Consider the following 26,880-nt stretch of genomic DNA (forward strand, 5'->3'; position numbering starts at 1 on the left):
TTCTCTTTATAAAGCAACCCAGGTTTCGACTATGAATCATACTCCGATGACTGTTCGCGGCGCTGAAAAGCTGCGTCAAGAGCTCGACTATCTGAAGAGCGAGCTGCGTCCCCAGATTATCGAAGCGATTGCTGATGCCCGTGAACATGGTGATCTGAAAGAAAACGCCGAGTACCATGCCGCTCGCGAGCAGCAAGGTTTCTGTGAAGGCCGCATTCAGGAGATTGAGAGCAAGCTCTCCAATGCCCAGGTGATCGATATCACCAAGATTGCCAACAATGGCCGCGTCATCTTCGGTGCGACCGTGACCCTGCTGAAAAGCGAGACGGAAGAGGAAGTGGTGTACCGCATCGTGGGTGACGACGAGGCGGACATCAAGCAGAACATGATCTCCGTGAACTCGCCCATTGCCCGTGCCCTGATCGGCAAGGAAGTGGACGACGTGGCCATCGTCAAGACGCCGGGTGGCGATGTGGAATACGAAATTCTGGAAGTCGCCTATCTCTGATTGAGTTCTGACAGAGACAGACAGGGGAGCCCCGGCTCCCCTGTTGCATTTAGTCCCCCTGATAGGTCTGGACGAAGGCGTCCTGATGACGCTGGAAGAGCCAGTCCCGCAGTTGCTCCTGATCTCCCTTGTCCAGCTGGAATTTCATGGCCCAGTCATGGTGCTTCTGGTGGGACTGGACATGCCTTATCAGGGTGCCGCTCAGTGCCAGGGGGGGCAAGCCCTCGATGCCGAGGGTGCCGTGCAGCCGGTCGCCCTTGGCCAGCGTCGGTGGCAAGCCGGCCACGATGAGACCACCGAGGGAGAGGCTGTGCACCTCATACTCGGCATCGCTGGTATGCAGGACGGCTTTCTCATCGAGCCGCCAGGCGCGCAGGTGAGGGGAGCCCAGCTCAGTGATGGTGGGGGCGGCGATGCGCAACTCGGTGTGGCCTTCCGCCGCCAGGGTACAATGCAGCGGAAAACGCAGTTGGTGGCCGGCGATGCGGGCCTCGATCGTCAAGGGGCTGGCCCGTTGCAACAGGCTCTGTAGGGGAAGACTCAGGTTGCCTCGCAGGAACTGGCCAGCGGCCATGTCCTCGGCGTCTCCCAAGTCCTGCAGCATGGCCAGCTCCTCGTCGGTGAGAATCTGATGCTTGTCCATAGTGGGTGTCCGCAAGTATTCATCGCAGGTTAAGGGCCTGGCGACTATTTTGGCAAGCGACTTGGGAAGAAGGGAAATGAAGGAAAGAGCGAACGCTCTTTCCTGTTACTTGCGGGGCAACTGGATCTTGGGTTCTGTGGCCTGACGATAGATGGTCAGTACATGGCCCATGCTCTGTACCTTGATGGCGCCTGTCTCACGGACGATGGCTTCCATCACCAGCTGTTTCATCTCACGATCTTCAGACGACACCTTAACCTTGATCAGCTCGTGATGGTTCAGCGCCAGATCGATCTCGGCCAGCACCCCTTCGGTCAGGCCGTGTTGTCCCAGCAGGACGACCGGCTTCAGGCTGTGGGCGAGGCCCTTGAGGTACTGTTTCTGTTTATTGTTGAGAATCATGGCAATTTCTTCATAAGTCAGGGTTGAAAGGGGCGTATTCTACCCCCACTTAGCCCTTAATACTAATAACCCTTGTGGTTTTTTAAAGTCGACAATCATGACCCAGAAAAAACATTCCCCCAGTTCAACCCGCTGGTTAAAAGAACATTTTGACGACCATTACGTCAAAAAAGCCCAGAAGTTGGGACTGCGTTCCCGCGCCGTGTTCAAGATCGATGAGATCCAGGGCAAGGACAAACTGCTCAAGCCGGGCATGACGGTGGTGGATCTGGGGGCTGCCCCCGGTGGCTGGTCCCAGTTCGCCATCGAGCAGGTGGGTGAAAAGGGACGAGTGATTGCTTGCGATATTCTGCCGATGGATTCCATTGCCGGTGTCGATTTCCTGCAAGGGGACTTTCGGGAGGAAACTGTGCTTGCCGCCTTGCTGGCCCGGGTTGGCCCGGACAAGGTCGATGTGGTCATGTCTGACATGGCCCCCAACATGAGCGGGACCCAGCAGGTGGATCAGGCTCGCTCCATGTATCTGATCGAGCTGGCGCTGGACATGTGCAATCAGGTCTTGCGCAGTAATGGCAGTTTCGTGGTCAAGGTATTCCAGGGGGAGGGGTTTGACGCCTATCTCAATGAAATTCGTAGACTTTTCTCTGTCGTCAAGATTCGTAAACCAGACTCCTCCCGTGCCCGTTCACGAGAAGTCTACATTGTGGCTACCGGTTTTAAACTGTAGTACCCTAACCCTCATCGTTAACTGTCAGTCTGCGAGGTCATTGATTTGAGTGACATGGCGAAAAACCTAATCCTGTGGCTGGTCATCGCCGTCGTGCTGATGTCGGTGTTCAATAGCTTCAGCCCCAGCGATACCACCAGTCGCCAGCTGGACTATTCCAGCTTCGTGAAAGAAGTGACCCAAGAGCAGATCCGTGAAGTGCGGATGGATGGCAAGGTCATTAATGGCGTCAAGCGCACCGGTGAACGTTTCACCACCATCATCCCTGCGCCGGATCCCCAACTGCTCAACGACATGCTCAACCACAACGTGAAGGTGATGGGTGAGAAGCCGGAAGAGCCGTCTCTGATCACGTCCATCTTCATCTCCTGGTTCCCGATGCTGTTGCTGATCGGTGTCTGGGTCTTCTTCATGCGTCAGATGCAGGGCGGCGGTGGCAAGGGTGCCATGTCGTTTGGCAAGAGCAAGGCTCGCCTGATGAGTGAAGATCAGATCAAGACCACCTTCGTCGACGTGGCGGGTTGTGACGAGGCAAAGGAAGAGGTCAAAGAGCTGGTCGACTATCTGCGCGATCCGACCAAGTTCCAGAAACTGGGCGGCAAGATCCCCACCGGCGTGCTGCTGGTCGGTCCCCCCGGTACAGGTAAGACCCTGCTGGCCAAGGCCATCGCGGGTGAGGCCAAGGTGCCCTTCTTCACCATCTCGGGTTCCGACTTCGTCGAGATGTTCGTGGGTGTCGGTGCCTCCCGGGTGCGCGACATGTTCGAGCAGGCCAAGAAATCCTCTCCCTGCATCATCTTCATCGATGAAATCGACGCGGTCGGTCGCCAGCGTGGCGCCGGTCTGGGTGGTGGCCACGATGAGCGTGAGCAGACCCTGAACCAGATGCTGGTCGAGATGGATGGTTTCGAAGGCAATGAAGGCGTCATCGTCATCGCCGCGACCAACCGTCCAGACGTGCTGGATCCCGCTCTGCTGCGCCCGGGTCGCTTCGACCGTCAGGTCGTGGTCGGTTTGCCGGATGTCCGCGGCCGTGAGCAGATCCTGAAGGTGCACATGCGCAAGGTTCCGTTGGCGGATGACGTCAATCCGGCACTGATTGCCCGTGGTACGCCCGGTTTCTCCGGTGCCGATCTCGCCAACCTGGTCAACGAGGCCGCCCTGTTCTCCGCCCGTGAGAGCCGCCGCGTGGTGTCCATGAACGAGTTCGAGAAGGCCAAGGACAAGATCATGATGGGGGCGGAACGTCGCTCCATGGTGATGAAGGAGTCCGAGAAGGAGATGACGGCTTATCATGAAGCCGGCCATGCCATCATAGGTCGGGTCGTGCCGGATCATGATCCCGTCTACAAGGTCTCCATCATTCCCCGTGGCCGTGCCCTTGGGGTGACCATGTACCTGCCGGAGCAGGATCGCTGGAGCCACTCCAAGCAGCATCTGGAGTCCATGATCTCCAGCCTGTACGGCGGTCGTCTGGCGGAAGAGCTGATCTACGGTGCCGAGAAGGTATCGACCGGTGCCTCCAACGACATCGAGCGTGCCACCGACATCGCCCGCAAGATGGTGACCCAGTGGGGTATGTCCGAGCGTCTGGGCCCCATGCTCTATGCCGAAGAAGACGGTGAAGTCTTCCTTGGCCGCAGCATGGCCAAGGCCAAGCACATGTCCGACGACACCGCGCGCGTCATCGATGCCGAGGTCAAGCAGGTCATCGATCGCAACTATGCTCGTGCCAAGCAGATCCTGCAGGACAACATGGATGTGCTGCACACCATGAAGGATGCCTTGATGAAGTACGAGACCATAGATGCCAAGCAGATCGACGATCTGATGGCTCGTCGTGAGGTACGTGCTCCCAGCAACTGGCACGATGAACACGGTGACACCCCGCAAGGCGGCGCCAGCGTGAGCAGCGAGCCCGAGGTCAAGGCGCAGGCCGATGACAACAGCGCACCGCGCAATGATATCGACAAGGCGAACGATGTGCCGGCCAAATAAGCTTTCATGATCCAAACCCCGGGCTTGCCCGGGGTTTTTCTTTGTGCGGATATCCAGATTTTCTTGTGACAGGTAGATGTAAAGATGCAACTAATCAGCAAGGGGCGCAGCCTCTCCCTGGAGCGTCCCCACGTCATGGGGATCCTCAACGTGACGCCGGACTCCTTCTCCGATGGTGGCCGCTTCAAGCAGCTTGAACTGGCCCTGGTCCATGCCCGCCAGATGATGGAGGAGGGGGCCACCCTCATCGACATCGGCGGCGAGTCGACCCGCCCCGGCGCCCCCGACGTGAGCGAGCAGGAGGAGCTGGACAGGGTCATCCCCGTGGTCGAGCGGATGGCGCAGGAGCTGGATGTGATGATCTCCCTCGACACCTCCAAGGCTGCCGTGATGAGGGCGGGCTGCGCGGCAGGGGGCCACCTCATCAATGACGTGCGGGCCCTGCTCGAACCCGGAGCCCTGGCTGCCGCGGCAGAGGCTGACGTGCCCGTGTGCCTGATGCACATGCAGGGGCAGCCGAGAACCATGCAAGCGGAACCTCATTACGAGGACTTGCTGGGGGAGGTGAGGGCCTTCTTCGACGAGCGGATAGCCGCTTGCCTGGATGCCGGGATCCCGCGCCGGCACCTGCTGCTGGATCCGGGTTACGGCTTTGGCAAGACGGTGGCACACAACTATCAGTTGCTGGCCGGGCAGCAGAAGTTGCTGGATTACGGTCTGCCGCTCTTGGTGGGGATGTCGCGAAAGTCTATGATAGGCAATCTGCTTGGCCGCCCCGTTGATGAGCGGCTGGCCGGCAGCCTGGCCTGCGCCCTGATCGGGTTGCAACATGGCGCCAGGATCATCCGGGTGCATGACGTGCGAGCCACCATGGACGCGCTGCGCATAGGCTGGATGACCATGACGGGACAAGATTTCGTATCCAGATAAAATAACGAGAACAGACAATGACCAGAAAGTACTTCGGCACAGACGGTGTGCGCGGCAAGGTGGGTGAATACCCGATCACCCCGGATTTCGTGATGAAGCTGGGCTGGGCCGCCGGCAAGGTGCTCTCCAAGAAGGGCACCAGGAAGGTGCTGATAGGCAAGGACACCCGGATCTCCGGCTACATGCTGGAATCGGCGCTGGAAGCGGGCCTCTCCGCTGCGGGCCTCAAGGCCATACTGATGGGCCCCATGCCGACGCCGGCGGTGGCCTACCTGACTCGCACCTTCCGTGCCGAGGCTGGCATCGTCATCAGCGCCTCCCACAACCCCTATTACGACAACGGTATCAAGTTCTTCTCCGCCGACGGCACCAAGCTGCCCGATGAGGTGGAGCTGGCCATCGAGGCCGAACTGGATCACGAGCTCAAGTGCGTGGAGTCCGCCGAACTTGGCAAGGCGCAGCGCATCGACGATGCCGCCGGCCGTTACATCGAGTTCTGCAAGAGCACCTTCCCCACCCATCTGAGCCTGGAAGGGGTGAAGATGGTGGTGGATTGCGGCCATGGCGCCACCTATCACATAGCCCCCTCGGTGTTCCGCGAGCTGGGCGCCGAGGTGATTGCCATCGGTTGCAGCCCGGATGGCCTCAACATCAACGATGGGGTGGGCTCCACCGCACCAGAGGCGCTGGCCGCCAAGGTGCTGGAGTGCAAGGCCGATCTCGGTGTTGCCTTCGACGGTGACGGCGATCGCCTGGTGATGGTAGACAGCACCGGCTACATCATCGACGGGGACGAGATCCTCTACATCATCGCCCGCGATGCCCTGCGCAACGGCCGCCTCAAGGGCGGCGTGGTCGGTACCCTGATGGCCAACATGGGCCTGGAGCTGGCATTGCAGACGCTCGGTATTCCGTTTGCCCGTGCCAAGGTGGGTGACCGCTACGTGCTCGAGATGATGAACGAGAAGGGCTGGCGCATCGGTGGCGAGAACTCGGGTCACATCATCTGCCTGGATCAGACCACCACAGGGGATGGCATAGTCGCCGCCCTGCAGGTGCTGACGGCGGTGTGCTCTGCGGAGATGCCGCTGGCCAAGCTGCGCTCCGGCATGAGCAAGTTCCCCCAGGTGCTGGTGAACGTACGTTTTGCCGAGGGCAAGGATCCGCTGGCGGCCGAAGCCGTGCAGCAGGAAGTGACCAAGGTGGAACAGGAACTGGGCGGTCGTGGCCGTGTCCTGCTGCGCAAATCCGGCACCGAGCCCCTGATCCGGGTCATGGTGGAAGGGGAGCATGAGCAACAGGTGCGTGACATGGCACAACGCATCGCCCAACAGGTCGAATCGGCGTTTTAATGAGCAAGCAGGGCGGTTTTTTAATCGTCCTGGTTGTATCTTGTTCAAACGATTCGAAAATTTGAAAATAGCACTTGTCAGCTGATCATCCTCTGGATATTATCAGCCCCGCTTTCGCAAGGGAGTTGCCGATGGGACATCGCAAGCCGTTTGTAGCCGCCAACTGGAAGTTACACGGTAGTAGGTCGCAGTTAGAGCAGTTTACGAGTCAATGCCTGAAGGGTGTTGGTGATGATGTAGACGTTGTTCTCTGCCCTTCCCATGTGCATCTCGACTTTACCGCACGACTGCTCGATGAGCAGAAGGTGATAAGGTTGGGGGCTCAGAATGTGAGCCAGCACAGACAGGGCGCTTATACGGGTGAAGTCTCGTGTGAGATGCTGGTCGAGGCAGGGTGCCGATACGTACTGGTCGGTCACTCCGAGCGCAGGCGTCTCTTTGGTGAGACCAGCTTTATCGTCGCAGAGAAGTTTGCGGCAGTCAGAGCGGCAGGTTTGATTCCCATCCTTTGTCTGGGGGAGTCAGGTGCGGCGAGACAGGCGAGAAGAACCTTCGAGGTGATCGCCGAAGAGCTGGATATCGTCATAGAGAAAAATGGCGCGATGGCTTTCGATAATGCTATCATCGCCTACGAGCCGATTTGGGCTGTAGGTACAGGTAAATGCGCCACACCCGAGCAGGCACAAGAGGTTCATTCCTTTATACGTGGTCGCTTGGCGGAGGATACTCCGGTAATAGGTGAGAAAGTCAGAATCATCTATGGTGGGAGCGTGACGCCGACCAACGCGAGAGATTTGTTTGCCCAGCCCGACATTGATGGCGGACTGATAGGTGGAGCAAGCCTCGACAGCGATGCGTTTTTAGGAATTGTTGAAGCGGCAAAGGGTGCAAGTTAAATGTACGAGATTCTTTTAGTCGTTTATCTGCTGGTGTCACTGGCTCTAATCGGTCTGGTGATGATTCAGCAAGGTAAAGGGGCTGATATGGGCGCCTCCTTCGGCGCAGGGGCATCGAATACCGTATTCGGCTCCGGTGGTTCAGGCAGTTTCCTGACCCGCACAACTGCAATTTTGGCCACTCTGTTCTTTTTGATCAGCCTGGTGCTTGGCTCCATGTCAAGCAACAAGGTAAAACAGGGTAGCGAATGGGAAAATCTGCAACAGACTCAGCAAGTTGAGCAGACCAAAGCGCCAGTGAAGAAAGATACTGACGTTCCCGAGTAAAGAGTTTTTGCCGTGGTGGTGGAATTGGTAGACACGCTATCTTGAGGGGGTAGTGCTCTAGGGTGTGCGGGTTCGAGTCCCGCCCACGGCACCAATTAAGCAGTGAACCCGGGTAACCGGGAAGTTATAGCCAGTCAGTCTTGTGTGATGAGAATGAAGTGGCTATAATCTCGCACGATTTCGGACGCGGGGTGGAGCAGCATGGTAGCTCGTCGGGCTCATAACCCGAAGGTCGTCGGTTCAAATCCGGCCCCCGCAACCAAATTTCACGCATTTCCTACGCTCAGGAAGGCGGTCGCTGCGAGGCGACAATCAGGGTAAAGCGCCAAGCCCCGATTTGACATCGGGGCTTTTTGTTATGTGCGATTTACTCTGAATCGATCTCTATCTGGGCTATATGCCCTTTTTTTGTTTTTCGGAGGGTGACTTTGGCTACGTTGGAACAACGTTTGACCGATCTGCTCGAGGCTCCGGTCGTTGCCTTGGGTTTTGAACTTTGGGGTGTCGAGTTTATCCGTGCGGGTAAGCACTCGACCTTGCGCGTCTTCATCGACTCGGAGCAAGGCGTGACGGTGGAAGACTGTGCCGAGGTGAGCCGCCAGGTTGGCGCCATCATGGACGTCGAAGATCCCATCACCGAGGAGTATTACCTCGAGGTGTCCTCCCCGGGCCTGGATCGTCCGCTGTTCAAGGTTGCCCAGTTCGAAAAATACGTTGGCCAGGAGGCGGCGGTTTCGCTTCGGATGGCAACAAACAACCGCCGCAAGTTCAAAGGCGTAATCAAAGCTGTGCAGGGGGACATGATCACCCTGACAGTAGATGGTAAGGACGAGGTGTTGGCTTTCACCAATATCCAAAAAGCGAACATAGTGCCGAACTTTGGTTAACGAGGCTATCGGATATGAATAAAGAGATTTTGCTGGTCGTTGACGCTGTGTCCAACGAGAAGGCTGTCCCCCGCGAGAAGATTTTCCAGGCTCTGGAGACTGCGCTGGCGACTGCGACCAAGAAAAAATACGAAGGCGAGATTGAAGTTCGGGTCGAGATCGATCGCAAGACCGGTGACTACGACACCTATCGCCGTTGGGTCGTGGTGGCCGATCAGGCTTCCATGGAGAACCCGTACGGGGAAATCACCCTCGAAGCCGCTCAGATCGAGCAGCCGGATATCCAGATCGGCGACTATGTTGAAGACCAGATTGACTCTGTCACCTTCGACCGCATCACCACCCAGACCGCCAAGCAGGTCATCGTGCAGAAAGTGCGCGAGGCCGAGCGTTCCCAAGTCGTTGACCAGTTCAAGGACAAGGAAGGCACCATCATCAGCGGCGTGGTCAAGAAGAGCAACCGCGACAACGTCATCCTGGATCTGGGCAGCAATGCCGAGGCCGTGATCTTCCGCGACGACATGCTGCCCCGTGAGACCTTCCGTCCCGGTGACCGCATCCGTGGCCTGCTCTATGCAGTCCGTCCGGAAGCCCGTGGCTCCCAGCTGTTCGTCAGCCGCTCCAGCCCGGATTTCCTGAAAGAGCTGTTCCGCATCGAAGTGCCGGAAATCGGCGAAGAGATGATCGAAATCATGGGCGCCGCCCGTGATCCGGGTTCCCGCGCCAAGATCGCGGTCAAGACCAACGATCGTCGTATCGACCCGATCGGTGCCTGTATCGGCATGCGCGGCGCCCGCGTTCAGGCGGTCTCCGCCGAGCTGAGCGGTGAGCGTGCCGACATCGTGCTGTACGATGACAACCCGGCCCAATACGTGATCAATGCCATGGCGCCTGCCGATGTGGCCTCCATCATCGTCGATGAAGACAACCACACCATGGACATCGCCGTGGAAGCCGCCAACCTGGCCCAGGCCATCGGTCGCAACGGTCAGAACGTGCGTCTGGCCTCCCAGCTGACCGGTTGGGAACTGAACGTCATGACCGTCGAGGACATGCGTGCCAAGCACCAGGCCGAGAACGACCGCATCCTGACCCTGTTCACCACAGCGCTGGACATCGACGACGATTTCGCCGGTCTGCTGATGGAAGAAGGTTTCTCCACCCTGGAAGAGATCGCCTTCGTTCCCGTCAATGAGCTGCTGGCCATCGACGGTCTGGACGAAGACATGGTGGAAGAGCTGCGCAAGCGTGCCAAGGATGTTCTGACCACCAAGGCCCTGGCCAAAGAAGAATCCTTCGACGGCGTAGAGCCTTCCGAAGAACTGCTCAATCTCAACGGCCTTGGCCGTGACATGGCGTATGCCCTGGCCGCTCGCGGCGTCGGCACCCTGGAAGATTTGGCAGAGCAAGGTATCGACGACCTTGCCGACATTGAAGAGCTGACCGCTGAGAAAGCCGGTGAGCTGATTATGGCTGCTCGCAATATCTGTTGGTTCGGAGAAGAGCAGTCTGAATAAGGTCAAACGGAGGAAAATGAATGGCAGAAGTATCAGTCAAACAACTTGCCACTGACATCGACACGCCGGTTGATCGTCTTCTCCAGCAGTTTGTCGATGCCGGTATCAGCAAGAGCAAGGCCGACGACCTCGTCAGCGAGTCTGAGAAACAGACTCTGCTGGCTCACTTGAAAAAACAGCATGGAGGTGACGAGATCACCGCACCAGCCCGCATGACTTTGCAGCGCAAGACCAAGAGCACCCTGAGTGTTCAAGGGACTGGCGGCAAGAACAAGGAAGTGCAGGTTGAAGTGCGCAAGACTCGCACCTATGTAAAACGCTCGGCGCTGGAAGATGAACAGCGTCAGGCGGAAGCCGAGGAAAAAGCGCGTTTGGAAGCAGAAGAAAAAGCTCGTCACGAGGCCGAAAACAAGGCCCGTCTCGACGCTGAAGAGAAGGCTCGCCGTGAGGCTGAGCAGGCTCGTCGTGAAGCTGAGGAAAAGGCGCGGATCGAGGCACAATCAAAGGCTCGACAGGCTCCACAGCCCGCCAAAGTAGCCGCTAGCACAGCTCAGCAAGAGGCAGAAAAGATGGCCAAGCGCGAAGCAGAAGAACTGAAGCGCCAACAGGAACAGACAGCTTTGCAAAAAGCTGAAGAACTCGCCGCGAAGAAAGCCGAAGAGGCTCGTGTCATGGCGGAACAGAATGCGGCCCGTTGGGCCGAGGAAGAGGCCGCTCGCGCCAAAGAGAGCAGCGATTACCATCTGACCACCAACAAGCACGCGCAAGCGGCCGAAGATGAGTTGGATCGTAAGGAAGAGACCAGCCGTCGCACGGCTGCCGCTGCCAAGGCCCCGAAAAAGGCCACTCGCCGCGAAGACGACCGTGACTCCCGCAACCCCCGCGCCCGTAAAGGCAAGCGTGGCAAGATGGCCATGCCGAACGCCATGAAGCACGGCTTCAACAAGCCGGCTGCCGTGGTGAACCGTGACGTCGTCATCGGCGAGACCATCACTGTGGCCGAGCTGGCCAACAAGATGGCCGTCAAGGGCGTCGAAGTCATCAAGGTGATGATGAAGATGGGGGCCATGGCCACCATCAACCAGGTGATCGATCAGGAGACCGCTCAGCTGGTCGCCGAGGAGATGGGTCACAAGGTGGTGCTGCGCCGCGAGAACGAGCTGGAAGAGGCGGTACTGTCCGATCGTGACGAGACCTCCGAAGCCAAGCCGCGTGCCCCTGTCGTGACCATCATGGGTCACGTCGACCACGGCAAGACCTCGCTGCTGGACTACATCCGTAAGGCCAAGGTCGCCGCAGGCGAAGCCGGTGGCATTACCCAGCATATCGGTGCCTACCACGTCGAGACCGACAGTGGCATGATCACCTTCCTGGATACCCCGGGTCACGCCGCGTTTACCTCCATGCGTGCTCGTGGTGCCAAGGCGACCGATATCGTGGTTCTGGTGGTTGCTGCCGATGACGGCGTCATGCCGCAGACCATCGAAGCCATCCAGCACGCCAAGGCGGCAGAAGTGCCCCTGGTGGTGGCGGTCAACAAGATCGACAAGCCTGAAGCGGATCCGGATCGCGTCAAGACCGAGCTGGCCCGTTACAACGTCATGTCCGAAGACTGGGGTGGCGATTGCCAGTTCGTCCACGTCTCCGCCAAATCCGGCGAAGGCATCGACGAGCTGCTGGAAGCCATCCTGATCCAGTCCGAAGTGCTGGAGCTGAAAGCGGTCGTCGATGGCATGGCCAACGGCGTCGTGATCGAATCCTTCCTGGACAAGGGGCGTGGCCCGGTTGCCACCGTACTGGTACAAGAAGGTACCCTGCGTCAGGGTGACATCGTGCTCTGTGGTCTCGAATACGGCCGTGTTCGCGCCATGCGTGACGAACTGGGTCGCGAGATCAAGGAAGCGGGTCCGTCCCTGCCGGTGGAAATCCTGGGTCTGTCCGGTGTTCCCTCTGCCGGTGACGAAGCCACCGTCGTGCGTGATGAGAAGAAGGCCCGTGAAGTGGCTCTCTATCGTCAGGGCAAGTTCCGCGAAGTCAAGCTGGCTCGCCAGCAGAAGGCCAAGCTGGAAAACATGTTCGCCAACATGACCGAGGGCGAAGTGTCCGAAGTGAACGTGGTGATCAAGGCCGACGTACAGGGTTCTGTGGAAGCGATCTGCGATGCGCTGGTCAAGCTCTCCACCGACGAAGTCAAGGTCAAGATCGTGGGTTCCGGGGTCGGTGGTATCACCGAAACCGACGCTACCCTGGCGGCTGCTTCCAGCGCCATCCTGGTGGGCTTCAACGTCCGTGCCGACGCTTCTGCGCGCAAGGTCATCGAATCCGAGAGCCTGGATCTGCGTTACTACTCCGTCATCTATGACCTGATCGACGAAGTGAAGCAGGCCATGAGCGGCAAGCTGGCCCCTGAGTATCGTCAGGAGATCATCGGTCTGGCTGAAGTCCGTAGCGTCTTCAAGTCACCGAAGTTCGGCGCCGTTGCCGGCTGTATGGTCACCGAAGGTGTGGTCAAGCGTTCCAACCGTATTCGCGTTCTGCGTGACAACGTGGTTATCTATGAAGGCGAGCTGGAATCCCTGCGTCGCTTCAAGGATGACGTCAACGAGGTCCGCAACGGTTACGAGTGTGGTATCGCGGTCAAGAACTACAACGACGTGCGCGAAGGCGACCAGATCGAAGTTTACGAGACCATTGAAATTCAGCGGACTCTGTAAGCCGAGCGTTAGAACAAATAGGGGGCTGCGGCCCCCTTTTATCGCAGGATAGAATATGGCCAGAGAATTCAGCCGGACCCGTCGGGTCGGGCAGCAGATCCAGCGTGAAATCGCGCTGATCCTGCAGCGCGAGGTGAAAGACCCGCGCATCGGCATGGTGACCGTCTCCGACGTGGAAGTGTCCAAGGACCTCAACTATGCCAAGATTTACGTCACCTTCTTGCAGCTGGAGAATGACGCCGAGCGCATCGCGGAAGGGCTCAAGGGCCTGACCGAGGCAGCCGGTTACATTCGCAGCCTGCTTGGCAGCGCCATGCGTCTGCGGGTGGTGCCGGAGCTGCGCTTCTACTACGACCAGACCCTGGTCGAGGGGATGCGCCTCTCCAACCTGGTGACCAACACTGTGCGTGAAGACAAGCGTCGCATGACCGAAGCCGGTCGTGAAGAAGACGAAGCCGCACCGGATGATACTACTGAGGACAAAGCCTGAGATGTCTCGAAGACGTCGTTTCAAGGGCCGTGACGTACACGGTATCCTGCTGCTGGACAAGCCGACCGGTCTGACTTCCAACGATGTGTTGCAGAAGGTCAAGCGGATCTACAATGCGGCCAAGGCCGGCCACACCGGCGCCCTGGATCCCCTGGCGACCGGCATGTTGCCGATCTGCCTGGGCGAGGCCACCAAGTTCTCCCAGTATCTGCTGGAGGCGGACAAGCGCTATGAGGTGACCGCCAAGCTGGGCGAGCGCACCAACACCAGCGACTCCGACGGCGAGGTGGTCTCCACCCGTCCGGTGAACGTGGCCGTGGGTACCCTGATCGAGGCGCTGGACCAGTTCCGCGGCCCCATCATGCAGGTGCCGTCCATGTACTCCGCCCTCAAGCACAACGGTCGTCCGCTCTACGAGTACGCCCGTGAAGGCATCGAGATCGAGCGGGAAGCCCGTCCCATCACCGTGTTCGAGCTCAAATTGCTGAGTTTCGAAGGGGATGAGGTGCGCCTCGAGGTGCACTGTAGCAAGGGCACCTACATCCGCTCCCTGGTGGACGATCTCGGCGAAGTGCTGGGCTGTGGCGCCCACGTCACCCAGCTGCGTCGCACCCAGGTGGCCAGCTATCCGTATGATCGGATGCTGACCCTGGAGCAGCTCGAGTGCATCTTCGAGCAGGCCAAGGCCGAGAGCATTCCGCCGCGGGAGCAGCTGGATCCCCTGTTGCTGCCGATGGATACCGCAGTGGCGTCCCTGCCCGAGGTGAACATGCTGACGGCCGTGGCCGCCTATGTGAACCAGGGCCAGGCCGTGCAGGTGGCGGGTGCGCCGCAAAGCGGCCAGGTCCGCATGACGGTGGGTCCTGAGCGCGAGTTCATCGGCGTCGGCGAGATCGACGACGAAGGACGGGTCGCCCCCAAGCGGCTGGTGCGTTACCACGACGATCGCGACGAGGAGTGATCCTCTGGCGGTATCGCCCCGGCTCACCGGCCAGGGCGCGTGCAGCTCGCCCCTCTTTATCGTTGCGAAAAGGGGCGGCTGCGATTATGATACCGCCCTCATTTCACGGCTGAATTAGAGATTGGCTGTGAACCTTTAAACACTCTACTGGAGTAATACCATGTCTCTAAATGCTGAGATCAAAGCTTCCATCGTTGCTGACAACGCTCGTTGCGCCAACGACACCGGTTCCCCCGAAGTGCAGGTTGCCCTGCTGACTGCCCAGATCAACCATCTGCAAGGTCACTTCAAGGAGCACGCCAAGGATCACCACGGTCGTCGCGGTCTGCTGCGCATGGTTTCCCAGCGTCGCAAGCTGCTGGACTACCTGAAGCGTAAAGACGTTCAGCGTTACGCTGCTCTGATCGCCAAGCTGGGTCTGCGTCGTTAATCGACCATCAGATTTCGCGAAAAAGGGGAACCGTGAGGTTCCCCTTTTTTATGGATCATTTTTATCGCGCGGCAAACCGTTGCCTGTCTCACAGAATGCGTGCCACCGCTTACCTTTTGATGCGAATCAAGTATACTTGCACGCGAATTTAAAGCGCCAAATTGTAAAAAGGAAATTCACGTGAATCCTATTGTAAAGTCATTCCAGTACGGTCAACACACCGTCACCCTGGAAACCGGTGTGATGGCCCGTCAAGCCACTGCGGCCGTCATGGTCAGCATGGACGATACCTGCGTATTTGTGACCGTCGTCGGCAAGAAAGAGGCCGATCACGGCCGTGATTTCTTCCCGCTGACCGTCAACTACCAGGAGCGTACCTATGCTGCTGGTCGTATCCCGGGTGGTTTCTTCCGTCGTGAAGGCCGTCCGAGCGAAGGTGAGACCCTCATCTCCCGCCTGATCGACCGTCCTATTCGTCCGCTGTTCCCGGAAGGCTTCCTCAATGAGGTTCAGGTGGTTGCCACCGTCATGTCCGTGAACCCGGCCGTGTCCCCCGACATCGTTGCCATGATCGGTGCCTCTGCTGCCCTGGCCATCTCCGGTATCCCGTTCGGCGGCCCCATTGCTGCTGCCCGCGTGGGTTACATGAACGGTCAGTACGTGCTGAACCCGACCACCACCGAACTGCCCCAGAGCGATCTGGACCTGGTGGTTGCCGGTACCGCCAACGCCGTGCTGATGGTGGAATCCGAAGCGGCCATCCTGTCCGAAGAGGTGATGCTGGGCGCCGTGGTCTATGGCCACGAGCAGATGCAGGTGGTGATCAACGCCATCAACGAATTTGCCGCCGACGTGGGTACCCAGCCCTGGGACTGGACCCCGCCTGCCGTCAACGAAGCGCTGAAAGCCAAGGTTGCCGAGCTGGCCACCGCCGAACTGGGTGAAGCCTACCGCATCACCGAGAAGGCCGTGCGTTACGCCGCCATCGGTGCCATCAAGGCGCGCGTGGTCGAGCAGGTCATCGCTTCCGGCGTGGAAGAAGATGCCAAGAAGATCGGCGAAGAGTTCCACAGCCTGGAAAGCCGCATCGTCCGTGGCCGTGTGGTCCGTGGCGAGCCGCGCATCGATGGTCGCGATCCGGAAATGATCCGCGCCCTGTCCGTCGGCACCGGCATCCTGCCGCGCGCTCACGGCTCCGCCCTGTTCACCCGTGGCGAGACTCAGGCCATCGTGGTTGCGACCCTGGGTACCGAGCGTGACGCCCAGAACATCGACGAGCTGTCTGGCCACCGTGCCGACCGCTTCATGCTGCACTACAACTTCCCGCCGTACTGCGTCGGCGAGACCGGCATGATGGGCAGCCCCAAGCGTCGTGAGATCGGTCACGGTCGTCTGGCCAAGCGCGGCGTTGCTGCCGTGATGCCGAGCGCCGCCGAGTTCCCGTACGTGGTGCGCGTGGTGTCTGAAATCACCGAATCCAACGGTTCCTCCTCCATGGCCTCCGTCTGTGGTTCCTCCCTGGCGCTGATGGACGCGGGTGTGCCGATCAAGGCCTCCGTTGCCGGTATCGCCATGGGTCTGGTGAAGGAAGAGGAAGGTTTCGTGGTGCTGTCCGACATCCTGGGTGACGAAGATCACCTGGGCGACATGGACTTCAAGGTGGCCGGTACTACCCAGGGTATCACCGCGCTGCAGATGGATATCAAGATCGAAGGCATCACCAAAGAGATCATGGAGATTGCCCTCAAGCAAGCTCGTGGCGCTCGCCTGCACATCCTGAAGGTCATGGACGAAGCCATCCAGGCTCCCCGTGCCGAAATCTCCGATTTCGCCCCGCGCATCCACACCATCAAGATCAATCCCGAGAAGATCAAGGATGTCATCGGCAAGGGCGGTTCCGTGATCCGTGCCCTGACCGAAGAGACCGGCACCAACATCGAGCTGGATGATGACGGCACCGTCCGCATCTCTGCCGTTGCCAACGAAGCCGCCATGGAAGCCATCCGTCGCATCGAGGCCATCACCGCCGAGATCGAAGTGAACCGCATCTATGAAGGCAAGGTTGTGCGTCTGGCCGATTTTGGCGCCTTCGTCAACATACTGCCGGGTAAAGACGGTCTGGTGCACATCTCCCAGATCACCGATGCCCGCGTGCAGAACGTGGCCGACTTCCTGAAGATCGGCGATGTGGTGAAGGTGAAGGTACTGGAAGTGGACCGTCAGGGCCGCGTGCGTCTCTCCATCAAGGAAGCGAATGCACCGACCGAAGCCGCCGCCCCGGTTGCCGACGTGGCCGTTGCCGAAGAGCCGGCTGCCGAATAAGGCATCCGTTCTGTGAAAAGCCGACCTCAGGGTCGGCTTTTTTGTGCCTGTCTGCCTGAGGGGACCATGGAGAAGAGCCCTTGTTCCTTTTGGCGCCAATTGCTATAAGGGACGACTCGCCGTCACGTTGTCAAAAGGAAGTGCAGCATGTCATGGGCCTATCTCAGGCAGTTTCCCCCTCTGGTCTGGATCGTCATCCTGGGCACCTTCATGGTGCGCACCACCTTCTTCATGGTCTGGCCCTTTCTCTCCATCCTGCTCTATCGCGACTACGGGCTGTCGGCGACCCTGATCGGCCTCATCCTGGGGGCCACGGCGGCCCTCTCCACCCTGGTCAGCTTCTATGGCGGCTGGCTGTCGGACAAGTGGGGGCGGCGCAACATACTGCTGTTCGGCTGCCTGGTGTCCGCCCTGAGCGTCGCCCTGCTCGGCCTCTCCCATCAGGTGATCTGGTTGGCTCTCGGGGTGATCGGCAGCGGACTCTCCTACGGGCTCATTGATTCCCCTGGCAAGGCGCTGATGGCCGACAGCCTGGCCGAGCCCAAAGCCCGCGAGCTGGCGCTGCACCTGCGTTACTTTCTGCTCAACCTGGGGGCGGCCATAGGTCCCCTGCTCGGGGTCAGCTACGGCCTGAGCGCTCGGCAGGAGACCTTCCTGCTGCTCAGTGCCAGCTATCTGCTGCTCGGCTTCATCTTCTTCGTCGGTTTTCGACTGGCCGCCTGTCAGCCAAGCCATGCCGCCGGCCCGGGCATGCGGGCCGTGCTGCGGGTGCTCTGGCAGGACAGGGGCTTCCTGCTGCTGACGATGGCTAACATGCTGCTGATGCTGGTCTATGCCCAGTTCGAGTCACCGCTCATCCAGTATCTGACCCGGGCGGGCACCCCTGAGGTGGAGCGCCTCATCGGCTGGCTGGTGAGCACCAATGCGCTGACCATAGTGATCCTGCAGTTCCCGCTGCTGCACCTGACCGCCAACTGGTCTATCAAGCGCCGACTGCAGCTCGGGGTTGCCTTCTTCCTCAGCGCCCAGCTGCAGTTCGCGCTCGGGGATACCTCCATCTGGTGGCACTGGATAGTGGCGGTGATCCTGCTGAGCGTCGGTGAGTGCATCCTGTTCCCGCTGCTCAATGTGCTGGTCGATCAGATGGCGCCGGAGCACCTCAAGGGCAGTTACTTCGGGGCGGCCTCCATGTCCGGGCTCGGGATCGCCATCGGCGCCCTGCTGGGGGGCTGGATCCTGGCCAACTGGGGGGGCAGCTGGCTCTATGGCTGCATGGCGCTGCTCTGCCTGGCGATCCTGATGCTCTATGGCCTGAGTACCCGGACCTCACGCCCTGCGCTGGTCCGGGCCGAGCCCTGATCCCTAGAAGGTCAGCACCTTGTCGGCCGCCAGTGTCCACTGGGCCAGCAGGGGCAGGGTGCCTACCTCTATGCCCTCGATGAGGGGAAGGGCCGTGATGCCCCGCGCGTCCGTGCAGCTCTTGCACAGCCGGATCCGGGTGCCCTGTGCCAGCAGGATCTCCAGCATCTGGCGCAGGTTGTAACCCTCGGCGGGGGATTGGCCCGCCAGGGCGGCGCTGACTGCGTCTGACATCAGGAAGAGTTTCAGGTCTATGCCTTCCTGCTCGTTGAGGGCTATCCCCAGGCGCAGGGCATTGAACAGGGTTTCGCTGCCATAGGGGGCACCGTTGGCGATGATGACGATCTGTTGCTTCATGGGACTCTCCGGGTTGAAAGGGGCATTGTAGCGTCGCCGGCATGGCGGCGGCATGACCCAGTGCAAACTCTGTCGTAGCCCTTTCCCTGTGCCTTGACCTCGGGGTATGAGTCAGGTTTCATAGGCGGCCATCCAGTATGACAGAGCAAAGAGGTCGTTATGTGGAAGATCGCCGGAATAGGATTATTGCTGTTGGCCGGACAGGCCTATGGCAGTGAAAACGTCGGCTGCAAGGCCAGGCATCAGGCAGTGACCGAGCAGTTGAGCTTCGCCCGGGCGCATGATAACGCGCAGCAGGTGGCGGGTCTGGAGCAGGCCCTGCGCAACATCGAGACCCATTGCACCGATGCCGGGCTCCTCGAGGAGCAGCAGCGAAAGGTGGCCAAGCAGAAGCAAGAGGTGGAGGAGCGTCTGGCGGATCTGCAGAGCGCCCGGGTCTCGGGCAAGCCGGACAAGATCGCCAAGAAGCAGGCCAAGCTGGAGGCATCCCAGGCCGAGCTGCTGGAAGCCCAGCGCGAGCTTGAGGCGCTGCAGAAGCTGGTCAAGCCCTGAGTGGGCTGTAGCGCAATAGAAAAAGCCGGGCATGCCCGGCTTTTTCTATTTCTGGATGACCCGCAGGTCCGGCACTACTGCCGGTGCATCAGCACAAACTTGTCCATCAGCTCTTCTTCGGTTTCCACGTGAGCGGGATCCCAGATGATGCAGTCGATAGGGCAGACGCTGATGCAGGTGGGCTTCTCATAGTGGCCGACGCACTCGGTGCAGCGATCCGGATCTATCTCGTAGATCTTCTCCCCCAGGCTGATGGCCTGGTTCGGACACTCGGGATCGCACATGTCACAGTTGATGCACTTGTCGGTGATGAGCAGCGCCATCTCAGGCCGCCGAGTGGGGCTGACGGGTGTCCTGACGATCGCCCAGGTTGCGCAGCAGTATGCCGTAGTTGACGTCGATCTCCTTGGGGACGGGCACATAGACCACGTGGCCGTTGCCCGGCGCGGTGTCGATAAGCTCGCCCTTGCGGTTCTGCATCTGCTCCAGGTTGAAGCTGACGTTGCCCTGCGGCGTCATCAGCTCCAGGCTGTTGCCCACCAGGAACTTGTTCTTCACTTCCACTTCCACCATGTCGCCCTGGCGACCGGTGATCTCGCCGACGAACTGCTGGGTGTCGGAGACGGAGTAGCCGTAGTCGTAGTTCTGGTACTCGCTGTGGTTGTGACGGCGCAGGAAGCCCTCGGTGTAGCCACGGTGGGCCAGGTTCTCGAGGGTGCCCATCAAGGTCGGATCGAACGGACGACCGGCGACCGCATCGTCGATGGCCTTGCGATAGACCTGGGCGGTACGGGCGCAGTAGTAGAAGGACTTGGTGCGGCCTTCGATTTTCAGAGAATGCACACCCATCTTGGTCAGACGCTCCACGTGCTCGACGGCGCGCAGATCCTTGGAGTTCATGATGTAGGTGCCGTGCTCGTCCTCGAACGCCGTCATGTACTCGCCGGGGCGGTTGGACTCTTCCAGCAGCACCAGGGCATCGCTCGGCTTGCCGAGCCCTAGCGTGTTGTCCGGGCGCACGGCGATGGGCTCCTGACGGTGGACGATTTGGCCAACGTCATCTTCCTTGCCCTCGTGCACCTTGTACTCCCAGCGGCAGGAGTTGGTGCAGGTGCCCTGGTTGGGGTCACGCTTGTTGATGTAGCCGGAGAGCAGGCAGCGACCGGAGTAGGCCATGCACAGCGCCCCGTGGACGAAGACTTCCAGCTCCATCTCGGGCACCTGCATGCGGATCTCTTCGATCTCGTCGAGGGAGAGCTCGCGGGAGAGGATGGCGCGGGTCAGGCCCATCTGATGCCAGAACTTCACCGTGGCCCAGTTGACCGCGTTGGCCTGCACCGAGAGGTGGATGGGCATGTCCGGGAAGGCTTCGCGCATCATCATGATGAGACCCGGGTCTGACATGATCAGCGCATCCGGCTTCATGTCCACCACGGGGCGCATGTCGCGGATGAAGGTCTTGAGCTTGGAGTTGTGGGGCTGGATGTTGGCCACCACATAGAACTGCTTGCCCAGGGCATGGGCCTCGTTGATGCCGAGCTGCAGATTCTCGTGATCGAATTCGTTGTTGCGCACCCGCAGGCTGTAGCGCGGCTGGCCCGCATAGACGGCGTCGGCGCCATAGGCATAGGCGTAACGCATATTCTTGAGGGTCCCGGCGGGGGAGAGCAATTCTGGTCTGAACATGTTGGACTCTTTCTGTCTGATTGCAAATCAGGACGGCGCCACCTGATGGCGCCGTATAGGGTCATCGGCATGGTGCGACCGTACTCGACGCACTGCCACCCGATGAGGTACACCCAGAGCACGAGATGACTCGATACTCCTGATAAAAGGGGTGCGAGATTGTACTCGTGACGGCGCCATCATGCAATTTGGCGCTAGGGTGGCGGGCCGGATGCATGTTCATTTTGCGCTCAGATTGGCGATGTTAGGGTAACAGGCACCCGATACGGTCGATTGTTGGGGGGAGAATGGATCTTTTCCGTGAAAAAGCCCCCTCTTCAAGTTGAAATTTTGTCCGACTCGGGAAAGAATGCGCGCTCGGTATTGGCCTCGGGCGAGCGTGACTCGTGACAAGGGACAGACCGAGGATGAACCGGCTTCAGGCCAACAGGTACAGGAAACCATACAGGAATTTTATGAATCCCCTTCGCATTGCCGCTTCGGCCCTTTTTTGCACTCTGACCCTGGTCAGCCAGCAGGCCGCCGCCGTTGAATACGCGCTGCCGGCCGCCAACAGCCGTCTGATCGGTGAGAACCAGGAATACGTGGTGCCCGCAGACAACCGTCCGCTGGAGCAGATCGCCGCCGACTTCCAGCTGGGCCTGACCAACATCATGGAAGCGAACCCGGGCGTCGACCCCTATCTGCCGACGCCGGGCAGCAAGCTGACCATTCCGCATCAGCTGATCCTGCCGAATGCGCCGCGCGAGGGGATCGTCATCAACGTGGCCGAGATGCGTCTCTACTACTACCCGAAAGGCAAGAACGTGGTACAGGTATTGCCCATCGGCATCGGCCAGCTGGGGGTCAACACCCCGGAGAACTGGATCACCAAGGTGGAGCGCAAGCGCGCCAACCCGACCTGGACTCCGACCGAGAACATCCGTCGCCGCTACGCCGCCCAGGGCAAGACACTGCCTGCGGTCTGGCCGGCCGGTCCGGACAACCCCATGGGCCTGCACGCGCTCTATATCGGCAACCTGTACGCCATCCACGGCACCAACGCCACCTTCGGCATCGGTCTGCGGGTGAGCAGCGGCTGCGTGCGTCTGCGCGCCGATGACATCAAGTACCTGTTCGACAACGTGCCGGTCGGCACCCGCGTCCAGTTCGTCAACCAGCCGGTCAAGACCACGGTCGAGCCGGATGGCGGTCGTTACATGGAAGTGCACGAGCCGCTGTCGCGCACCGAGGAGGAGTTCAACTCCACCGCCTCGGTACCGCTCCCCATGACCCCGGCCACCACCCGCTTCATCGCCCATGCTGACAGCGACTCCAACGTGGTCAAGCAGGTGCTGGAACAGCGTACCGGCATGCCGACCCGCCTCAATCCTGAAGCCTGATCGCTTCTGATTGGTGTCAGGTAACAATAACGGCGACCCCAGGGTCGCCGTTATTGTTTATGCGGCTCAAGGCGCGGGTGGGGCATAGAGGGCCAGCCAGTTGCCTTCGGTATCCTCGATGATGACCCGGGAGCCGTGGCCGCTGCCGATGGAATGCAGGGGTTCGAGCACGCGCCCGCCGAGCCGGGGGACCAGCTGTTCTGCCTCCTGCAGCCTGTCACCCAGAGAGAGATAGATGAGGGGACCGGCACCACCGGGCTGGTGGTACTTGTCTATGGGGCCGAGACAGGCCGCCGCGTTGCTGCCATCGTAGCGCAGCATGGCAAACCGCATCTCCTCCTCCTGTATGGGGGTGACCTGCACATCGAGCAGGGCCGAGTAGAAGTCCATGGCGCGATCCAGATCCCGCGTCGGAATGTCGGCCCAGACCAGGGTGTTGTCCATCTTCGTATTCTCCAGCATGTTCCGGCCGAGGCGACCGGCGGCTCTTGGAATCAATCTGCGATCTTGCTGCGAGACCGTGATCAAGGCTCATGCGTTGCTCTTTACCTTGCTGACGGTCTCGCGACAGGTCTTGGACTGGTTCTTAGAGGTTAGGAGTGGGGGATGATAGACGCCATCAATGAAAAAGCGGCGCCTGATGGCGCCGCTTTTGGATGGGGAAGATAACCGATTTTCCCGCTAGATACAGTCACTTGCCTGCGACATTCAAACCACCGAAACGGATGAGGGGGGCATAGAAGCCCTTGCCATCGTTGTGGTGCAGCTGGTTGCCGACCGCTTCCAGCTCCCCGAGCAGGCGGTAGAAGTTGCCCGCGACCGTGATGCCGCGCACCGGCTGGACGCGTACACCGTCCCGGCACAGGAAGCCCGACGCGCCGAACGAGAAGTCGCCGCTCACCGCATCGGCACCGGAGTGCAGACCGTCCAGCTTGAGCAGCTCCAGATAGTCGCCGCTCTGCACCTCGCCCTCGCTGTGAGGGCCTGTGCCAAACACCAGGTGGCGGGCGGTCACATCCAGGGCGCTGCGGGCACTGCGGGCCGCCGAGCCATTGCTCGCCACCCCAAAGTGGCGGGCGGTGGCGCTGTTGTGCAGCAGGGTTTTCAGCTCCCCTTCGCCAATGAGCAGCAGATCCGAGGTAGCCGCCCCCTCGCCATCGAACGCCTTTATATTCATGCCCCCCGGCATATGGACCCGGCTCTCCAGGGTGAGCCAGCGGGAGGCCACGCTTTGCCCCAATTTGCCGCGCCAGGGGTTGATCCCCTGCTGGGCCCACTTGCCCGACAGCGCCCCCTGGAAGCAGCCAAACAGGCTGGCAAAGCAGTTGGTGCTGAAGAGCACGCTGTAGCGACCGCTCGGCACCGCCTCACCCATCAGCAGGCCGTCGGCCACGGCGTGGATCTGCCGGATGAGGGGCTGGCTCTCGAGCTCGTCGAAGCGCCGTGCGTATTGTCCCTGGTAGTGCATGGACTGGCGCCCCTCCCGCTCGATGAGGGCGGAGCTGTGGCAACCGACGCTGAATTCCTGATGCTCGCAGAGGCTGCCCTGGCTGTTGGCGAGCCAGAGGCGGCTCTCCCCTTCGAAGAAGCCGTTGTAGGGGGCGCCGGTCACGTCCGGCAGGGCCAGCATGTCCGCCTCGAGGCGCAGGGCCAGGGCTATCTTCTCTTCCACCGCCGTGGTGTCGGTCTGGTGTATCTCGGCGCAGTCGGTGGTGAGCCGGTTCTGCTGCACTGTGATGCGCTGATCCGGGTCCACCTTGGCGAAGCGGCTGGCATCCAGCGCATCCTGCACCATGGCATCCAGCGCCGGCTCATCGAGGGATTCCGAGTAGGCGATGCCGACCCGGCCCTCCTTGATGAGGCGAATGCCTATCTGCTGGCTGCTGGTGACCTTGTATTCGCCGAGCTCGCCCTTGTCGGCCTTGAGGGAGAAGGCTTTCTCCCGGTTGGCGATGACGTCCGCCTCGGCGCCAAGAGTGGCGACCTTGTCCAGCAGGCGTGCAAGCAGTTGGTTCATGTCGAGCTGGCTCATCAGGCGTTCCCTCCCACCAGGATATTGTCAACTTTCAAGGCTGGTTGGCCCACCGAGGTGGGTACAGAGCCCGAGATGGAGCCGCACATGCCGGCGGCCAGCGCCAGATTGCGTCCCACCATGGAGATCTCCTTGAGCACTTGCGGGCCTGTGCCGATCAGGGTCGCCGACTTGAGGGGCCGGGTTATCTTGCCGTGCTCGATGAGGTAGGCCTCCTGCACGTTGAAGTTGAACTCGCCCGTGCCCGGCTGTACCGAGCCGCCCCCCATCTTCTTGGCGTAGATGCCGTGTTCCACGGTCGCCAGCATCTCCTCCAGGCTGTGGTTGCCCGGCTCGATATAGGTGTTGCGCATGCGCGAGGTGGGGGCGAACTTGTAGGACTCGCGCCGCCCGGAACCGGTGCGGGCATGGCCGGTCTTGATGGCCCCCATTCTGTCCACCAGGAAGCCGGTGAGCACGCCCTCCTTGATGAGCTGGGTGTGCTGGGTCACCATCCCCTCGTCATCGACGTTGATGGAGCCCCAGGCGTTGCTCTGCAAGCCCTCGTCCACCGCGCTGACCGCCGGATTGGCGATGAGCTGGCCCATCTTGTCGTGGAATACCGAGGCCTTCTTGGCCACCGAGGTGGTCTCCAGCAGGTGGCCGCAGGCCTCGTGGAAGATCACGCCGCCAAAGCCGCTCTCCATGATGACCGGCAGCTTGCCGCTCGGGCAGGGGGCGGCACCCAGCTTCACCAGCGCCTGACGGGTGGCGGTGAGGGCCAGCTCTCGCGGATCGATGCGATCGGCATGCTCCCAGCCCATCAGGGCACCGGGGGCCTCATAGCCCACGCTCTGCTCGCCCCCGTCCAGGGCGATGGTCTGGGCCATGATGCGGTTGTAGTGGCGGCGATCTGCCACCTGGAGTCCTTCGCTGTTGAAGATCTCCACCTCCTGCTCCCAGCCCAGCACGTTGCCGGAGAACTGGCTCACCTTGCTGCTCTCGGCGCGGGCCACGGCATCCATGGCGTGCAGGTAGGCGATCTTCTGCTCCAGCAGCTTGTCGGCGGAGAGCGGCAGGGCCACCGGATTGCGATCGGTCAAGCGGGTGAAGTCGAAGGCGGTGGCGGTGACCACGGGGTCACGCCTGTCCTTGGCCGCCAGCAGGGTGACGATGCGCAGCAGCTCCTCGCGGCTGGCCAGATTGGTGTAGCCGTAGAGCACCTTGTGGCCGTAGCACAGGCGCACGCCTATGCCGAAATCGAGGCCGCCGCTGATGTTCTCTATCTGGCTGGAGAGCAGGCTGAGCTGGCTGCGGCGCTTGCGCTCCACAAACAACTCGGCGAAGTCGGCACCCAGCGCCAGGGCGTGATCGAGCACGTCGCGGGCTATGGTGGGGGCCAACAGGGAGAATGAGGTCATAGAATTTCCTTTTCTGGTCTGTTTCCTGTTTGCTTCCGACACCCGTTCTGATTGTGTTATTGGGTGTCGGTTGCATTGTTGCAGACCAGCACAAAAAAGTCGCTATAGCGTCATGCGATGATACCGATTGAGAGAATCGGTGCGATAACTGCGACCGGCAGCCAGGGTGGCTGGCTGCCGGCAGGGGAGATCAACGTCGCTTTCGAGGAGCGATGCGGGAGCCGAACCGTCGATTCTTTGGTACCACCTGGCGGGATCAGAGCAGCTCGTGGATCTCGCTTAATATCTGGTCGACCCACTGCTCGATGCGGGATCCGCTCTGGTCGTACAGGTTGGCGTCATCGAGAGTCAGGCCGACGACAAGATGATGGCCATCGTCGCTCCGTATCCAAGGGATCATCGAATATGCAAGCTACCTGGATCAGAGCAGCTCGTGGATCTCGCTTAATATCTGGTCGACCCACTGCTCGATGCGGGATTCGGTCTGGTCGTACTGGTTGGCGTCGTCGAGGGCCAGGCCGACGAAGTGACGGCCATCGTCGATCAGCGCCTTGGAGGCATCGAACTCGTACCCCTCGTTGGGCCAGTAACCCACCAGCCTGACCCCCTTGGGTACCAGCTGATCGTGCAGCAGGCCGAGGGCATCCTGATACCACTCGCCGTACCCCAGCTGATCGCCCATGCCGAACAGGGCTATGATGCGCCCTTCCAGCTCGACATCCTGAATGTCTTCCCAGCGGGATTCCCAGTCTTCCTGCAGCTCGCCGAAGTCCCAGGTGGAGATGCCGAGGATCAGGATGTCGTACTCCTGCATGCGTGCCAGGGGCACGTCCTTGATGTTGTGGAGATCAACCAGCTCGGGGCCAATGAGGGCGCGGATCTTCTCGGCGGCCATCTCGGTGTAGCAGGTGGTGGAGCCGTAAAACAAACCTATCTTCATCGCTCTTCTCTTGATCGCAGTAGGCAAGGGGGTGTCGGGCAACCATGGGGTCGGACCGCCCGAGTGAG

General features: G+C 60.3%; 27 protein-coding genes and 2 tRNA genes. 19 read left to right on the forward strand and 10 right to left on the reverse strand.

Annotation, left to right across the window (positions count from 1 at the left end):
• Nucleotides 1–31: 31 nt before the first annotated feature.
• Nucleotides 32–508 carry a transcription elongation factor GreA gene (gene greA, locus AC3WR3_RS07825; protein ID WP_139437343.1) on the forward strand — a complete coding sequence of 159 codons (477 nt, stop codon included), beginning with the start codon at nt 32–34 and terminating at the stop codon, nt 506–508.
• A gap of 49 nt (nt 509–557) precedes the next feature.
• On the opposite strand, the gene AC3WR3_RS07830 is transcribed toward greA, so the two are convergent.
• Both AC3WR3_RS07830 and yhbY read right to left on the reverse strand, forming a co-directional pair.
• The gene (locus AC3WR3_RS07830; protein WP_139437345.1) at nt 558–1,151 is read right to left on the reverse strand and encodes a PilZ domain-containing protein; all 594 of its coding nucleotides are present in this window, start codon (nt 1,149–1,151) and stop codon (nt 558–560) included.
• A gap of 105 nt (nt 1,152–1,256) precedes the next feature.
• Nucleotides 1,257–1,553: a ribosome assembly RNA-binding protein YhbY gene (gene yhbY, locus AC3WR3_RS07835; RefSeq protein ID WP_025326057.1), complete on the reverse strand. Its 297-nt coding sequence runs from the start codon at nt 1,551–1,553 to the stop codon at nt 1,257–1,259.
• A 97-nt stretch (nt 1,554–1,650) separates the two neighbouring features.
• Between yhbY and rlmE the strand changes: the two genes are divergently transcribed.
• The 16 genes from rlmE to AC3WR3_RS07915 all read left to right on the forward strand — a co-directional run bounded on the left by rlmE (nt 1,651) and on the right by AC3WR3_RS07915 (nt 18,463).
• The gene (rlmE, locus tag AC3WR3_RS07840; protein WP_025326058.1) at nt 1,651–2,280 is read left to right on the forward strand and encodes a 23S rRNA (uridine(2552)-2'-O)-methyltransferase RlmE; all 630 of its coding nucleotides are present in this window, start codon (nt 1,651–1,653) and stop codon (nt 2,278–2,280) included.
• A 45-nt stretch (nt 2,281–2,325) separates the two neighbouring features.
• Entirely contained in the window at nt 2,326–4,278 is a 1,953-nt protein-coding gene (gene ftsH / locus AC3WR3_RS07845) for an ATP-dependent zinc metalloprotease FtsH (RefSeq protein WP_202046530.1), read from the forward strand.
• 84 nt (nt 4,279–4,362) lie between these two features.
• The gene (gene folP, locus AC3WR3_RS07850) at nt 4,363–5,208 is read left to right on the forward strand and encodes a dihydropteroate synthase (RefSeq protein ID WP_492291585.1); all 846 of its coding nucleotides are present in this window, start codon (nt 4,363–4,365) and stop codon (nt 5,206–5,208) included.
• Between the two features lie 17 nt (nt 5,209–5,225).
• A complete protein-coding gene (gene glmM / locus AC3WR3_RS07855) occupies nt 5,226–6,560 on the forward strand; it encodes a phosphoglucosamine mutase (protein WP_202046528.1) in 1,335 nt (444 codons plus the stop codon).
• Between the two features lie 131 nt (nt 6,561–6,691).
• Nucleotides 6,692–7,456, forward strand: a complete 765-nt coding sequence (gene tpiA, locus AC3WR3_RS07860; RefSeq protein ID WP_042648793.1) for a triose-phosphate isomerase — start codon at nt 6,692–6,694, stop codon at nt 7,454–7,456.
• Entirely contained in the window at nt 7,457–7,783 is a 327-nt protein-coding gene (gene secG, locus AC3WR3_RS07865) for a preprotein translocase subunit SecG (protein ID WP_025326063.1), read from the forward strand.
• Nucleotides 7,784–7,792: 9 nt separating this feature from the next.
• Nucleotides 7,793–7,877: transfer RNA gene (locus AC3WR3_RS07870), tRNA-Leu, on the forward strand.
• 91 nt (nt 7,878–7,968) lie between these two features.
• A tRNA-Met gene (locus tag AC3WR3_RS07875) sits at nt 7,969–8,045 on the forward strand.
• Nucleotides 8,046–8,211: 166 nt separating this feature from the next.
• On the forward strand, nt 8,212–8,670 hold the full coding sequence (rimP, locus tag AC3WR3_RS07880) for a ribosome maturation factor RimP (RefSeq protein ID WP_025326064.1): 459 nt from the start codon (nt 8,212–8,214) through the stop codon (nt 8,668–8,670).
• Nucleotides 8,671–8,684: 14 nt separating this feature from the next.
• Nucleotides 8,685–10,187 (forward strand): transcription termination factor NusA, encoded by a 1,503-nt coding sequence (gene nusA / locus AC3WR3_RS07885; protein ID WP_042648795.1) that lies wholly within the window; start codon nt 8,685–8,687, stop codon nt 10,185–10,187.
• Nucleotides 10,188–10,207: 20 nt separating this feature from the next.
• Nucleotides 10,208–12,901, forward strand: coding sequence for a translation initiation factor IF-2 (gene infB / locus AC3WR3_RS07890; protein ID WP_139437351.1), 2,694 nt, complete (start codon nt 10,208–10,210; stop codon nt 12,899–12,901).
• Nucleotides 12,902–12,956: 55 nt separating this feature from the next.
• On the forward strand, nt 12,957–13,391 hold the full coding sequence (gene rbfA, locus AC3WR3_RS07895) for a 30S ribosome-binding factor RbfA (RefSeq protein ID WP_005326642.1): 435 nt from the start codon (nt 12,957–12,959) through the stop codon (nt 13,389–13,391).
• A 1-nt stretch (nt 13,392) separates the two neighbouring features.
• The gene (gene truB / locus AC3WR3_RS07900; RefSeq protein ID WP_042648796.1) at nt 13,393–14,352 is read left to right on the forward strand and encodes a tRNA pseudouridine(55) synthase TruB; all 960 of its coding nucleotides are present in this window, start codon (nt 13,393–13,395) and stop codon (nt 14,350–14,352) included.
• A 160-nt stretch (nt 14,353–14,512) separates the two neighbouring features.
• Complete coding sequence (gene rpsO / locus AC3WR3_RS07905) at nt 14,513–14,782, forward strand: 30S ribosomal protein S15 (RefSeq protein WP_005317514.1); 270 nt, start codon at nt 14,513–14,515, stop codon at nt 14,780–14,782.
• Between the two features lie 180 nt (nt 14,783–14,962).
• On the forward strand, nt 14,963–17,104 hold the full coding sequence (gene pnp / locus AC3WR3_RS07910) for a polyribonucleotide nucleotidyltransferase (RefSeq protein WP_319912710.1): 2,142 nt from the start codon (nt 14,963–14,965) through the stop codon (nt 17,102–17,104).
• Nucleotides 17,105–17,251: 147 nt separating this feature from the next.
• Nucleotides 17,252–18,463 carry an MDR family MFS transporter gene (locus AC3WR3_RS07915; protein WP_492291586.1) on the forward strand — a complete coding sequence of 404 codons (1,212 nt, stop codon included), beginning with the start codon at nt 17,252–17,254 and terminating at the stop codon, nt 18,461–18,463.
• Between the two features lie 3 nt (nt 18,464–18,466).
• On the opposite strand, the gene AC3WR3_RS07920 is transcribed toward AC3WR3_RS07915, so the two are convergent.
• A complete protein-coding gene (locus tag AC3WR3_RS07920) occupies nt 18,467–18,820 on the reverse strand; it encodes a DsrE/DsrF/TusD sulfur relay family protein (protein WP_319912712.1) in 354 nt (117 codons plus the stop codon).
• 159 nt (nt 18,821–18,979) lie between these two features.
• On the opposite strand from AC3WR3_RS07920, the gene AC3WR3_RS07925 reads away from it, so the two are divergent.
• Nucleotides 18,980–19,372, forward strand: a complete 393-nt coding sequence (locus tag AC3WR3_RS07925) for a DUF1090 domain-containing protein (protein WP_202046523.1) — start codon at nt 18,980–18,982, stop codon at nt 19,370–19,372.
• 74 nt (nt 19,373–19,446) lie between these two features.
• Here AC3WR3_RS07925 and AC3WR3_RS07930 read toward each other — a convergent pair whose 3' ends face one another.
• Both AC3WR3_RS07930 and trhP read right to left on the reverse strand, forming a co-directional pair.
• Nucleotides 19,447–19,695, reverse strand: coding sequence for a YfhL family 4Fe-4S dicluster ferredoxin (locus AC3WR3_RS07930; protein ID WP_492291587.1), 249 nt, complete (start codon nt 19,693–19,695; stop codon nt 19,447–19,449).
• Between the two features lies 1 nt (nt 19,696).
• Nucleotides 19,697–21,058: a prephenate-dependent tRNA uridine(34) hydroxylase TrhP gene (gene trhP, locus AC3WR3_RS07935; protein WP_041205198.1), complete on the reverse strand. Its 1,362-nt coding sequence runs from the start codon at nt 21,056–21,058 to the stop codon at nt 19,697–19,699.
• 455 nt (nt 21,059–21,513) lie between these two features.
• Between trhP and AC3WR3_RS07940 the strand changes: the two genes are divergently transcribed.
• Nucleotides 21,514–22,440 (forward strand): L,D-transpeptidase family protein, encoded by a 927-nt coding sequence (locus tag AC3WR3_RS07940; RefSeq protein WP_202046521.1) that lies wholly within the window; start codon nt 21,514–21,516, stop codon nt 22,438–22,440.
• 66 nt (nt 22,441–22,506) lie between these two features.
• Here AC3WR3_RS07940 and AC3WR3_RS07945 read toward each other — a convergent pair whose 3' ends face one another.
• The 5 genes from AC3WR3_RS07945 to fldB form a co-directional block, all read right to left on the reverse strand.
• The gene (locus AC3WR3_RS07945) at nt 22,507–22,902 is read right to left on the reverse strand and encodes a VOC family protein (RefSeq protein ID WP_265436186.1); all 396 of its coding nucleotides are present in this window, start codon (nt 22,900–22,902) and stop codon (nt 22,507–22,509) included.
• Nucleotides 22,903–23,131: 229 nt separating this feature from the next.
• On the reverse strand, nt 23,132–24,472 hold the full coding sequence (locus tag AC3WR3_RS07950; RefSeq protein WP_492291588.1) for a TldD/PmbA family protein: 1,341 nt from the start codon (nt 24,470–24,472) through the stop codon (nt 23,132–23,134).
• A complete protein-coding gene (locus tag AC3WR3_RS07955; protein WP_429108926.1) occupies nt 24,472–25,872 on the reverse strand; it encodes a TldD/PmbA family protein in 1,401 nt (466 codons plus the stop codon). Before AC3WR3_RS07955 ends, AC3WR3_RS07950 begins: the two co-directional genes overlap by 1 nt.
• Nucleotides 25,873–26,128: 256 nt before the next feature.
• Complete coding sequence (locus AC3WR3_RS07960; protein WP_429108928.1) at nt 26,129–26,272, reverse strand: NADPH-dependent FMN reductase family protein; 144 nt, start codon at nt 26,270–26,272, stop codon at nt 26,129–26,131.
• A 21-nt stretch (nt 26,273–26,293) separates the two neighbouring features.
• A complete protein-coding gene (gene fldB / locus AC3WR3_RS07965; protein ID WP_429108930.1) occupies nt 26,294–26,812 on the reverse strand; it encodes a flavodoxin FldB in 519 nt (172 codons plus the stop codon).
• Nucleotides 26,813–26,880 lie beyond the last annotated feature (68 nt).

Source organism: Aeromonas sp. EU05-FHT14A05 (assembly GCF_058791175.1).